The sequence below is a fragment of the Mycoplasmopsis cynos genome, assembly GCF_900660545.1.
In the GTDB taxonomy this organism is placed as follows: domain Bacteria; phylum Bacillota_I; class Bacilli_A; order Mycoplasmatales; family Metamycoplasmataceae; genus Mycoplasmopsis; species Mycoplasmopsis cynos.
The window spans coordinates 23,927-37,399 of sequence record NZ_LR214986.1; the positions used below are offsets into that span (position 1 = coordinate 23,927).

10 protein-coding genes are annotated in these 13,473 nt (G+C 26.4%); 8 read left to right on the forward strand and 2 right to left on the reverse strand.

The genetic code is table 4. The features are described 5' to 3' along the window. Positions 1-339: 339 nt before the first annotated feature. Together pyrH and frr are read left to right on the forward strand one after the other, a co-directional pair. Positions 340-1,059 carry a UMP kinase gene (gene pyrH / locus EXC48_RS00455; protein ID WP_129720384.1) on the forward strand — a complete coding sequence of 240 codons (720 nt, stop codon included), beginning with the start codon at positions 340-342 and terminating at the stop codon, positions 1,057-1,059. Then, the gene (frr, locus tag EXC48_RS00460) at positions 1,059-1,610 is read left to right on the forward strand and encodes a ribosome recycling factor (protein ID WP_129720385.1); all 552 of its coding nucleotides are present in this window, start codon (positions 1,059-1,061) and stop codon (positions 1,608-1,610) included. Before pyrH ends, frr begins: the two co-directional genes overlap by 1 nt. A 36-nt stretch (positions 1,611-1,646) precedes the next feature. On the opposite strand, the gene msrA is transcribed toward frr, so the two are convergent. Both msrA and EXC48_RS00470 read right to left on the reverse strand, forming a co-directional pair. Beyond that, the gene (gene msrA / locus EXC48_RS00465) at positions 1,647-2,156 is read right to left on the reverse strand and encodes a peptide-methionine (S)-S-oxide reductase MsrA (protein ID WP_015286896.1); all 510 of its coding nucleotides are present in this window, start codon (positions 2,154-2,156) and stop codon (positions 1,647-1,649) included. A gap of 183 nt (positions 2,157-2,339) precedes the next feature. Further along, positions 2,340-3,026 carry a PQ-loop repeat-containing protein gene (locus EXC48_RS00470; protein WP_129720386.1) on the reverse strand — a complete coding sequence of 229 codons (687 nt, stop codon included), beginning with the start codon at positions 3,024-3,026 and terminating at the stop codon, positions 2,340-2,342. 222 nt (positions 3,027-3,248) lie between these two features. Between EXC48_RS00470 and mnmE the strand changes: the two genes are divergently transcribed. The 6 genes from mnmE to EXC48_RS00500 all read left to right on the forward strand — a co-directional run bounded on the left by mnmE (position 3,249) and on the right by EXC48_RS00500 (position 13,355). Further along, positions 3,249-4,601 (forward strand): tRNA uridine-5-carboxymethylaminomethyl(34) synthesis GTPase MnmE, encoded by a 1,353-nt coding sequence (gene mnmE, locus EXC48_RS00475; protein ID WP_129720387.1) that lies wholly within the window; start codon positions 3,249-3,251, stop codon positions 4,599-4,601. Position 4,602: 1 nt separating this feature from the next. After that, positions 4,603-5,406, forward strand: a complete 804-nt coding sequence (locus EXC48_RS00480; RefSeq protein ID WP_129720388.1) for a TatD family hydrolase — start codon at positions 4,603-4,605, stop codon at positions 5,404-5,406. Then, a complete protein-coding gene (gene rsmA, locus EXC48_RS00485) occupies positions 5,406-6,185 on the forward strand; it encodes a 16S rRNA (adenine(1518)-N(6)/adenine(1519)-N(6))-dimethyltransferase RsmA (RefSeq protein ID WP_129720389.1) in 780 nt (259 codons plus the stop codon). The genes EXC48_RS00480 and rsmA overlap by 1 nt, the downstream gene beginning before the upstream one ends. Positions 6,186-6,546: 361 nt before the next feature. Continuing rightward, positions 6,547-7,905, forward strand: coding sequence for a phosphopyruvate hydratase (eno, locus tag EXC48_RS00490; protein ID WP_015286902.1), 1,359 nt, complete (start codon positions 6,547-6,549; stop codon positions 7,903-7,905). A gap of 88 nt (positions 7,906-7,993) precedes the next feature. After that, positions 7,994-9,013: a phosphatidate cytidylyltransferase gene (locus EXC48_RS00495; RefSeq protein WP_129720390.1), complete on the forward strand. Its 1,020-nt coding sequence runs from the start codon at positions 7,994-7,996 to the stop codon at positions 9,011-9,013. A 10-nt stretch (positions 9,014-9,023) separates the two neighbouring features. Then, positions 9,024-13,355 (forward strand): PolC-type DNA polymerase III, encoded by a 4,332-nt coding sequence (locus tag EXC48_RS00500; protein ID WP_129720391.1) that lies wholly within the window; start codon positions 9,024-9,026, stop codon positions 13,353-13,355. Positions 13,356-13,473: the final 118 nt, after the last annotated feature.

Consider the following 13,473-nt stretch of genomic DNA (forward strand, 5'->3'; position numbering starts at 1 on the left):
TAAAAGTATATGGAAACATTTCCGTTGTGTGTTTTTGGACTAGTCATCTTGACAAATTAATATAACATAAGTAACTAAAACACATAGAATATAGATATATATGTTACGGCTGATGGTAATAAATAGTTTAAATTGACTCATCAAAATGTCGCTTATTAATAATAAAAAGACATTAGAATAATTTTTATGAAGTAATTAAAAAATTGAATCTAACTTTAATTGAAAAATTGTTAAAATTAGATTGAAAAATTAAAATAATTCTATTTATATATTTTTTATATAGTTCTTACTTTTTTAATATAAAATATAATAAGATAATACTTAGATCGGATTTTAGTTATGATTAAATATAAACGAATCTTAATAAAACTATCAGGTGAGGGTTTTGCAAATAAGGAAAAACATCTTGCTATTGATAATGAATTAGTTAAAAGAATTGCTTTACAATTAAAAGAAATTGTTAATCAAGGGGTTCAAGTGTCGATAGTTATAGGGGGTGGTAATTTTTGAAGAGGAGCTTCTGCAGAAAAAAACGGGATACCTAGAAATCGTGCTGATTACATTGGTATGTTAGCTACAATTATGAATGGTTTAGCGTTAAGAAGTGGTTTTGAACTTGTTGGATTAAAAGCAAGGGTTCAAAGTTCTTTAACTGTAGATCCAAAAATTGCAGAGAATTATGTTAATGAAAAGACACTAAAATACCTTGAAAGTGGAGAAGTTGTTATTTTTGTAGGCGGAACAGGGAGACCGTATTTCACCACTGATACTGCATCAACTTTATATGCATCTGAAATTGGAGCGGAAGTAATTTTGATGGGAAAGAACGGGACAGACGGAGTTTATGATTCTGATCCAAAATTAAACAAAAATGCCCATCGTTATGATAAAATCACATATGATGAAATTCTTGAAAAAAAATTACAAGTTATGGATTTAACTGCCACAAGTATGGCAAGAGATAACAATATAAATTTAATTATTTTTAACCTTTTAGAAGAGAATTCAATATTAAAAGCGCTAGAAGGCGAAATTAAACATACAGAGGTAACAAACTAATGGAACTAGATTATTATTTACTAGAACTTGAAGAGAAAAGCGAAAAACCAATAAATCATTTTAAGTTTGAAATGTCAAAAATTTCAACTGGAAGAGCTAACCCTCAAATAATTAAAGGTATAAAAGTGTTGTATTATGAGTCAATGACACCACTTGAAGAATTGTCTAATATAAGTGTACCTGAACCACAACAACTTTTAATAAAACCATATGATATTACTTCAATTAAAGATATTTGTAAAGCAATGGAAAAGGCTAATTTAGGTATTATGCCTGTTGATGAAGGGAATCAGATTAGATTAACTTTTCCTACTTTAACTATTGAAAGACGTAGAGAAATGATTAAGAATTTAGGTAAATTGTCTGAAACTGCTAAGGTAGGTATTAGAAACGTAAGACAGGATGTAAATAAATTGATTAAAGCTGATGAAGAACTTTCAGAAGATGACCAAAAGAAATATTTAGAAAAAGTGCAGAAAAATGTAGATATTTTAATTGAGAAAGTTAATTCTCTTACAAAAGAAAAAGAAAATGAATTAATGAATAAATAAAAATCATTTAGTACTATTTGCAGTACTAAATGATTTTTATTTATATTCATCTTTTAAATATTTATCAGGTATAGAAAAGATATTTATGTGACAATACCCACTTGGATTCTTTTGTAAATATTTTTGATGATATTCTTCAGCTCTTGTTTGATCAGTTACAGGAAGTAGTTCAATATGATTATTTTTACTTGTTTGAGCAATAAAATCATTGTTAATTGTTTTAAATTCATTTAGCGTTAATGGATCATTTGTATATATCCCAATTCTATATTGAGTTCCAATATCATTTCCTTGTTTATTTAGCGAATAAGGGTCAACAATTTGTAAATATAAATAAAATAATTCTCTTTCATTAATAATAGTATCATCATAAACTAATTTAACGGCTTCTACATGGTTTGAAATTTGACAAACATCTTTGTAACTTACGCCTTCATAACCACCGTTTATGTAATAAACCGCAGTTGACTCAATTCCCTTGATTCGTGAAAAATAAGCTTCAACTCCTCAAAAGCATCCACCTGCAACAAAAATTTCTTTTTTCATTTTCTCTCCTTTTAATTTATGTATTTATTATATTTTAAAATTAAATATTTAAATTGAATAATTGAATAAAAATTAGAATAAAATTTGGATCAGTAAAGTTTTGAATAATTATTAGATAGACCGTTAGGTTGGAAAAGTATTCAGGAATTACCTGAATACTTTTTTATCCTAAATCAAAGTTTATTAAGCTATTTTTTTATATTTTGATTTAAATGATAAATATATCAGAATTTGTATTATATAAACAATTGCTCCAGTTGTTTGGAATAATAGTGTTACATATCACATTGCTGTACCAAAATCTAGTAACATTGCGAAGTAAATACCTAATGAAATGTTGAGGATTAATCCACAACATAATAACACAAATGAAATTCCTTCTGCTGATTTATTTTTTAAAGTCTTGATGATTTGTGCTATAAATGGTAATGCAGTACATGAGTTAGCAAAAATTGTTAATATTGTCAAAAATGTGCTTGATGATTCGAAATATCCATTACTTTTTGCTGCGTATTCAGAAATTCATCATATTAATAAACTGAAGAATACGATTCATAAGGCAAAAATAATAGTTATTCTAGCTATGGGCTTTATTTTTTTGTCTAAGATCATAAAAAGTGTTAATGTTAACGCCATAATTCCGACAAAAAGAGTGTTACCAATTATGTTGATAATTATGTTAGGGTCAGTTTTTTTCAGCATTGTCATTACTGCTACAAATATAGCACCACCAGTATAATAAATAAAGAACGCAGGGTATGAAACATTAGAAATGTTTTTTGTTTTTAATGTTGTCAACAGCTGTGGAATAGGCAAAAACACCATTAAAATTACAGAGAGAATACCAAAAATTAAAATTGCTACTTGCATTTTCCTCCTAAAATAATATATTTAATATAATTGCGTGAATTATACCTTAATTTTTAAGTAAAAATTATTCTATTTAAAAAAGATGACTGCTAGGTAATATTGTTTTTAAATTACTAAGTAAAAATAAATAATGTATTTATAATTATTTATGTATTTTATGATGAAATTTTATTTTTATATTTTTTCATTATTTAAAAGAACTATAAAATATATAATTATTTTATGAATGATACAATAGCAGCTATAAGTTCTGGATCAAGAATTAATCAACCAATTTCAATTATTAGATTAGCTGGACCAAGAACATTAGATATTATAAGAAAAATTTTTAAAGGTAAAATCGGAAGAGATCATACTATAACTTACGGTTACATTTATGATGGTCAATATTTAATTGATGAAGTCTTGGTTATGTGGTTTTTAGGCTTTAAAGAAGGTGACAAAATTATTTACAATAATTATGTTGGTGAACCTATAATAGAAATAAATTGTCACGGCGGAATTGTTGTTACTAATAAAATATTAGAGCTATTATTATCTAATGGAGCAAGAATGGCTGAACCAGGTGAATTTACCCGAAGAGCATTTTTGAATGGTAAACTTGACTTAATTAAAGCGGAAGCAATACATGATTTAATAATGTCTAAAACAATAACACAAGTAAAAGCGAGCGTTAATCGTTTTAAGGGTAAAACATCAGATTTAATTGATAAGTTTATAAATAAAATATCATTAATAATCGGAATGGCAGAAGTTAATATTGATTATCCTGAATATGATGACGTTGAACAGTTTACAAACAACAAAATGTTAGATGTGATTATTGACTTAGAAAAAAAACTTAGTGAAATCATAAAGATTTCAGAAGATAGTCGTTACATTTTTGAAGGTGTTAGAGTTTGTATTTTAGGAAAGCCTAACGTTGGGAAAAGTAGCATTTTAAATGCTTTATTGTCTGAGGAAAAAGCAATTGTAACAGATATAGCAGGAACTACGAGAGATTTAGTGGAGGCTTCATATCAAATAAATGGAATTCTATTTAAATTAGTTGATACGGCAGGGTTGAGAAATACAATTGAAAAAATTGAAAAAATTGGCATCAAAAGATCAATTGAACAAATTGCAAAATCTGATTTAATAATTCATGTTGTTGATCCAACACAAGAAGATGATGAATATGATGAATTAATTGCAAGTGAAGCAAAAAAAGAAATGAAATTTTATTTAAAAGTTTACAATAAAAGTGATTTAATAAAAACCAAAAATATTAATGGAATATATGTTTCGGCGCTGAATAGCGATATTAAAGAACTTGAGGATGCTTTAATTGAAAATTTTAAAGATATTGACATTATGGATGAAAGAATTTTTTCAAATACTAGACAATTATCTTTAATTAAGAACGCATTTAATTCTATTAAAGAAGCTAAGAATTCATTAAATAATAATCAAACATTTGATGTAATAATGATTGATTTATATGATGCGTGAGACGCCTTACAAAATATAAAAGGGAATGCAAATAGAGAAGACTTACTTGATGTAATGTTTCAAAATTTTTGCTTAGGTAAATAAAATGGGAAAGAAATTTAGTTCATTTATTGATGCTCATTGTCATATTACAAAAAGATCATATAATTTACTTGAAATAGAAACCATTGCCTTGAAGATTAAATCAAATAATATTGAATTTATTATTAATAACGGTGGTCATCCAGAAGAAAATGAAGAAGTTATAAAGTTAGCTAAAGAAATTCCAGAATTAAAGGCATGCATAGGAATCCATCCAGAAGCTGGTAAAGATCAAAATGATTATAAGCAAGTTGAAGAACTATTGTTAAAAAATCGAGAACACATAGTTGGAATAGGCGAAATAGGTTTAGATTACTATTATGAAGATGCTCCGAGCAGAGAAAACCAGATAGGTAGTTTTGAAAACCAAATAAAGTTAGCTATTAAATATAATTTACCTGTTGTTATACACATTAGAGATAAAGAAAATGAATTCCAGGCTTATCAAGATGCTTATGATATTTTAAAAAAATACCCGAATATAAAAACAATGCTTCATACTTTTGCGGGTAATATCGAATGAGCTAAGAAGTTTATGGAATTTCCAAATTTACTTTTTTCATTTAGTGGCGTAGTTACTTATGGTTCATCACATACAACGAGAGAAGTTATAAAATTTTTATCACCAGAAAGAATTTTAAATGAAACTGATTCACCATTTTTAAGACCTCACCCATATTCTAATAAAATAAATGATCCAAATAATGTGCTATATGTTGCATATTATATAGCTGGTCTAAAAGGAATCGGTTTAGATAAATACGTAGATAGAGTGAATAAAAATTTAAGGAAATTATTTAATTTATAATGGGAAGAGAAATTTTTGCAAAAAAGAAGTATGGTCAAAACTTTTTACATGATAATAATATTATTAAAAAAATTGTTTCACTTGTTGAAATTAATGATTTAAACGTTATTGAAATAGGACCAGGCAGAGGTGCATTAACAAAAGAATTATTAAAAAAAGTTAAATTTTTAACTGCCTATGAAATTGATGTAGATATGGTTGAAATTTTAAAAAAAGAAATTAGCTCAGAAAAATTTGAATTAATTAATAAAGATTTTTTAAAGGTAGATTTAAGTGAAATAAAACCTTCAATAATAATCGCGAATATTCCATATTACATAACTAGTGATATTTTGTTTAAAATTTTTGAATATAGAGAAAAAATAAAAACTGCTATTTTAATGGTACAAAAAGAAGTCGCTGAAAGAATAGTGGCTTTAAATAACACTTCAGAATATTCCAAATTATCAGTTAGTTCACAATATTTAGCAGATGTAAAAGTAGAGTTTTTAGTTCCATCTAAATGTTTTGTTCCTAAACCGAAAGTTGACTCTGCAATTATTTCATTTAAATTCAAAGATAATATTAGTAATCAAGAATGAAAAATATATAAAGATTTTTTTAAATTATGTTTTAGTAACCGAAGAAAGAAATTATCTTTTGCTCTAAAAATGAAATATAAAATGGATGTCATTTTAAAAGCTTATGATAGACTTAAACTCGATCAAAATACAAGAATACAAGAGTTAAATGTTTCAAGTATTATTGACCTTTATAAAACACTTGAGGAGAAAAAGTAATATAAAAAAGATTCAATTATATAGCTGAATCTTTTTTATATTATCTAACTTTTAATATATAACTTCTTTTATTCTTTTGTGTTTATTTTTTATAGTAGATAAATGATGATTAATTTTATTTTTAGATATTTTTTATAAAATATTTTAGATCTTAAATTTTAACATTAATTATAGAGGTATAAATAAAAAATATTTAAAATTACAGTTAATATTTTTGTTTTTAAATTAATAATAAATAACTATATACTAGGTATAAATGATGTTTTATTCATTTAATTATTTTTATAATTTTAATGTATAATTAGTTAAGTTATGGAATAACTTTTGATCATAAATAAAATATTTTAAGGAGACTAAAAAAATGTCAGCAATCAAAAAAATTCATGCTCGTGAAGTGCTTGATTCACGTGGTAATCCAACTGTGCAAGTTGAAGTTTATACTCAATTAGGTGGGTATGGTTCAGCAATGGTTCCATCTGGTGCTTCAACAGGTTCACGTGAGGCTTTAGAACTTAGAGATAAGGGTTCTAAATTTGAAAATAATTGATTTGGTGGGAAAGGTGTTATGTTAGCAGTTAACCACGTTAACAAAGACATTGCTCCTGCTATATTAGGAATGGAAGTTACTGATCAACGTAAAATTGACCAATTAATGATTAAATTAGATGGAACATCAACTAAATCAAAATTAGGTGCTAATGCTATTTTAGGTGTTTCATTAGCTGTTGCTCGCGCTGCTGCTAATGAACTTGATTTACCATTATATAAATACTTAGGTGGATTTAATGGACACCAATTACCAGTTCCAATGCTTAATGTTATTAATGGTGGCGAACACGCTTCAAATACAATAGATTTCCAAGAATTTATGATTATGCCAGTTGGAGCTACAAGTCTTAGAGAATCATTACAAATGGCAAACCATGTGTTTCACAATTTAGCTAAATTACTTAAACAACATGGACACGGTGTTCAAGTTGGTGACGAGGGTGGATTTGCTCCAAACTTTAAATCACATGAGGAAGCTCTTGACTTCTTAGTAGAGGCTATTAAAGTCTCAGGTTATGTACCTGCTAAAAAGGGTGAAAGAGCAGTTGCTATAGCAATGGATTGTGCTTCATCAGAATTATATAAAAATGGTGTATATACATTTGGTAAATTAAAAGCAGCTATTGAAGCTAAAAAACCTGGATTTGAAAATTTAAAAGATGTTAAATTGACTTACACAACTGATGAAATGATTTTATACTTAAAAGATTTAGTTGATAAATATCCAATTATTTCAATTGAAGATGGATTTGCAGAAAGTGATTGAGAAGGATTTAAAAAATTCACACAAGAAATGGGACATATGTTACAAATTGTTGGAGATGATTTAACAGTAACAAACACAGAAATTTTGAAACGTGCAATTAAAGAAAAATCAATGAACTCAATTTTAATTAAAGTAAATCAAATTGGTACATTAACAGAAACATTTGATGCTATCCAAATGGCACAAAAAGCAAATATGACAGCTGTTGTTTCGCATCGTTCAGGTGAAACAGAAGATTCAACAATTGCAGATATTGCTGTTGCAATGAATGCTGGACAAATTAAGACAGGATCATTATCAAGAACAGATCGTATTGCTAAATATAATCGTTTATTAGCAATTGAAGAAGAACTTGGTGATTCAGCAGAATTTCAAGGAATAAATTCATTTTATAACATTAAATAATTAATATTTATTAGATTAAAAAATATCAAAGGAGAAGTTTTCCTTGATATTTTTTAATCTAAATTTTTAATTTTAATATAATATTATTATGAACTTAAAAATAGATAAAAAACAAATTTTTAAAGATCGTATTTTACCAGCAATTGTTGTATTAATAATATTAATTATTTCATTAATTGTTATTAGAATTTCATTTTATTGATCGATATTTTGAGAAAATAAGCAAGTAGGGTTCTGGGTTTTAAGATCACTTGCAACGTTATTGATAATAGGCGCTTCATTTTGATTTTTTTATGAAGTTTCTTATGTTTTTTTAAAACACAATATACTTGCATGTTTGCAATCATTGTTATTGTTATTTACTATATTTTTAAAGTCGAGATTTTTCGAAAACTCTATTTTAAAAAATGAGGTATTACCCGAATTTGACCTAGTCTTATTTCGATTAATAGTTTTAGGGGATGAAACTTTTTTTATTATTCTATTAGTTAATACTTTAATAATGTTTTTATTGAGATTAATATTAGTTTGAAAACAAAGAAATCTAGTAGCGTTAATAAGAAATACATTTCATTTCTTTTTCGCAACATTAATAATATCTATAATGATTAGAAGTTTTATTTTTTTAAATCTAATTCAATCTGGAATAGAATATATTATTTTATTTATACTAATTGCTTCATTTCATGATATAGGTGGCTACTTTGGAGGAATGTTTTTAGGTCATAAATATTTTAAAAATAAATTAGCTCCAATTATAAGTCCTAAAAAAACATTTGAAGGCTCAATCACAGGAATAGTTTCAGCATTTTTAATTACATTAATATTTATTCTCATTTATTTTGGTGTAGCAAACCAACAAGGAATTAAAACTGATTTTATTTCTTATTTAATACAGGGCGATTCAAGGACGATTATATTTATTACATTTTTGATTATTTCACCTTTTTTTGCTTTAATTGGTGATTTATATTTTTCATATGTAAAAAGAATTCTTGAGGTTAAAGATTTTTCAAACATTCTAAAAGGACATGGTGGTATTATAGATAGAATTGATAGTATTAGTTTTGTGTTCTTTTTATTTGCTATACTAATGTTAGGATTTTAAAAGGATAAATATGAGATATATTAATAAAAAATTTGATGGTTTTGCAAAAGGATATAATCTTCCATATTTAGAATCGTTAGAAGATGTTTCATTTGTTAATTCAAGTCTTAATGAAGAAACGGGCATTATTAGTACTACTATTTTGTTTCAAAGAACACCCAAGATAAATGACTTTTTGAGATTTATTCATTTTTTTGAGAATATGAAAATATATAAACTTTCATTTGAAACTGTTAATTACTATCAGGAAGATCCTGAATTTAAAAAATATATAATTAGCTTTTTGAGTTTATTTAAAAAGTTTGCTTTTTTAGTTGATGTAATTGATCTTGGAAAGAATCTTCAATACCATAACAATAAAGAAAAGTGAATTATTCATTATTATAATAAAGCACATGAACAATCTTTATTTGATGCGGTTGCATTTTTAAATCGAAATTTTGAAAAGTTTGGATTTCCGAAAGTCAAGGTTGATATTTTTTTTGATAAAGTACAAGAAACTAGTATGCAAGAAAATAAACAAAATATTAATGAAATATTTGCTAAATTAAGAAAAGAAGAATCGAACTTTCACTTTACAGAAACTGCTAAAAAAATAAACAAAGGTTACTTTAGAAGTCGAAAAGTTCAAAATTACACTAAAGTTGAAATTGAAGAACTTGATGATTATGATGGGATGAATGATATCCCGGTTGAATTTAATGGTTTAATTTATAAAAATGAACTAATTGATCGTAATGATATAAAAATTCATAAATATTGAGTTACTAATAAAAAAGATGCCACATTACTAACACATATTACTTTTTCTGAAGATGATGAAAAACTTATGCCGCTTAATACATGAATAAATGTAAAAGGTATTTTTAATCCAAGTAGTCAATCAAAATATCAAAGTAAAAGAACTGTAAAAGTGGATAGTATAATTAAAATTGATAATCCTGAATCACAAAAGGTTGATGAAGCTGAAATAAAAAGAATAGAAATAAATGCTAAATCAAAAATGAATGCAATGGATGGTTTATTAGATGCTGAAGAATTGGTGAATATTGCCAAAAAATTAGGACATAAAGCCTTGGCTATATTGGACTCAGTGAGTGTTCAATCATTTCCGAAATTTGCTTCTGCTGCTAAAAAGGCTGGTATAAAACCAATATATGGTGCTTCTTTTGATGTTATTGATAAAAGTAATAAGGTATTTTTATCTGATTTTGAGAATAAACCAATCAATAACACAAGATATGTTGTTTTCGATATTGAAACAACAAACCTTTCACCAAGAGTAGGTGAACTAATTGAATTTGGTGCTTCAATAGTTGAAAATAATCAAATTATTGATAATATACAATTTTTTGTAAAGTCCTCAAAACCATTATCGAAATTTACTATTGAACTTACTAAAATAACAGATAAAATGTTGCAAACAGAAGGACTAGAAATTGAACAAGCGCTTAAAAAAATCTATGAAATCTTAAACAATCAAGTTGTAGTTGCTCACAATGCTTCTTTTGATATTAATTTTATAATTCAAATTTTTATTGATCATAAAAAAGAAGTTCCTAAAATGATTGTGATTGACTCATTACCAATTTCAAAATTAGTGTCTCCAGAGTCAAAAAAACATAGATTAGGAAATTTTTGTAATTCGATGGATATTGAATATGATTCAACTATTGCGCACCGAGCAAATTATGATGCTGAAGTTTTAGCAAGAGCATTACTGAGAGCATTTGATCATTTGATAAATGCAGATGTCACTGATTTTGAAAAATTAAATAGATACATCCCTAATCCTAATGAATTTTATGAAAAAGTTTCAACCTTTAATAGTCAAATTAGTATTATTGCACTCAATCAAAAAGGAATAAAAGAATTATTTAAACTAGTATCATTAGCACTTACCGAGAGACACTATAACGGACCAAAACTATTTTGAGAAGATATACCAAAAAGTGAAAATCTTTTAATTGGTTCTGGAGGAATAAAAGGCGAATTAATTGATCGTTTATTATATTCTTCAAATATTAATTTATCTGAAAAATTACAAAAGTTTGATTACATTGAAGTTCCGCATCCTGAAGCATTTTTACATAAGATTTCAACCGGTCATTTTGAACAAAAAGATATTGAAAATTTGTTAAAGGAATTAATATATAAAGCAAAAGAATTAAATAAAAAAGTAATAGCGATAGGGGATGTTCGTTTTGAAAATGAAGCAGAAAAAATATTTTATAAATCATTGGTTTTTGCAAAAGGTATTGGTGGAGCAGCACACTTTATTTTTGATTATGATCATCCAGAAATAATTAAAATTCCTAATTTAAGTTATCTAACTACAGATGAAATGTTGAACAAATTTGCATTTTTAAATGATGAAGCTTTAGTAAATGAAATTGTTATTGAAAATAGTAATTATATAGCTTCAAAAGTATCAGACGACATTCAAATTATTAAAGATGGTTTATTTACTCCAAAATTTGATGATTCAAAAATAAAATTGCCTGAATTAGTCTATAAGAATGCAAAATTAAAATATGGGGATGATTTACCAATTATTGTAAAAAATAGAATAGAAAAAGAATTAAATCCAATTATTAAATATGGATTTGATGTTATTTATTGAATTTCCCACATTTTAGTTAAAAAATCAAATGATGACGGATATATTGTTGGTAGTCGTGGATCGGTTGGTTCTTCACTAGTTGCAACCTTAGCAGGTATTACAGAAATTAATCCATTAGAGCCTCATTATATTTGTTCTAAATGTAAGTATTTTGAGATGGTAAAAAATCCTCCGACTTCATCAGGTTTTGATCTAGATGATAAAAAATGTCCAAATTGTGATTTATGAATGCAAAAGGATGGTCATTCAATCCCATTTGAAACATTTTTAGGTTTTAATGCTGATAAAGTGCCTGACATAGATCTTAACTTTTCTGGTGATTATCAACCTATCATACATGCAGAAGTTAGAAGATTATTTGGAGAAAAAAATACATTTAGAGCCGGTACCATATCAACTATAAAAGATAAAACAGCTTTTGGATTCGTTAATACTTCAAATGAAAAATATCATTGGAATTATTCAAACACTTTTGCTGATTATATATCAACAAAAATTGTAGAAGTTAAAAGAACAACAGGACAACATCCAGGAGGGATCATTATTATTCCGAAAGGAATGGAGGTTGAAGATTTTACTCCAATTAATTATCCTGCAAATGATGAAGGAAGTGATTGAAAAACAACTCATTTTGACTATAAAGCAATTCATGATAATGTTTTAAAATTAGATTTATTAGGACACGTTGACCCAACCGCAATAAAGATGCTTGAAAGATTGACTGGTATTGACGTTAAAAAAGATATTCCATCAAAAGATCCTGACGTTATTTCTTTATTTTCTTCAACAAAAGCTCTAAATATTAAACCAGAAGATATTGGTGGAGAAAAAACAGGGGCTTATGGAATTCCTGAATTTGGAACTGATTTTGTTAGAAGAATGTTAGTTGTCGCAAATCCTAAAAGTTTTGCTGATTTAATTTCAATTTCCGGTTTATCTCACGGAACAGATGTTTGGACAGGAAATGCTGAGACTTTGATTTCTAAAAAAAATATGACATTATCTGAAGTTATTTCATGTCGGGATGATATTATGAATTTTTTAATTAGTTACAATGTTGATAATTTAGATTCATTTAATATAATGGAAAAAGTTCGTAAAGGAAAAGGACTGACTGAAGAAGAGGAAAAACTTTTAAAAGAGCATAATGTACCTGAATGATCAATAAACAGTATGAAGTTGATTAAATATATGTTTCCTCGTGCTCACGCAACTGCTTATGTATTGATGGCTTGAAGAATTGCTTGATTTAAGTTATATAAACCTTTAGAGTATTATGCAACATTTTTTACAACTAGATTAAATGAATTTGATATCGAAGTTTTAGCAGATAAAAAGAAAATGCTAAATAAAATTGCAGAAATAGAAAGTAAAACTGAAAAATCTACTGTTGATAAAAACCTTTATACAACTTTAGAAATAGCTAGAGAACTTTATGCAAGAGGCTTTGGAATAAAAAACATTGATATTGAGAAATCATTAGAGTCTGAATGAATAATAGATTATGAGACCAAAAGTTTAATTGCGCCTTTTTCATCTATTAAAGGACTTGGAGATGCGGTTGCTAAGAAAATTATTCAATCAAGAAATGAATTTAGTTTTAAGACCAAGGAAGATTTTAAAAGAAGAAGTGGTGTAAACAACACACTCTATAATGAAATTGTTCGTCTTGGAATACTTGATGATTTGAATGATCATGATCAAATGACTTTATTTTAATTTATTATTACTAAACCCAGCGATTTAAATTATTTCTGGGTTCTATTTTATTTTTAGTGTAATAATAATATATTTAATAATATGATAAAATTTTATAGCAAAAGACATGATTAGTTTA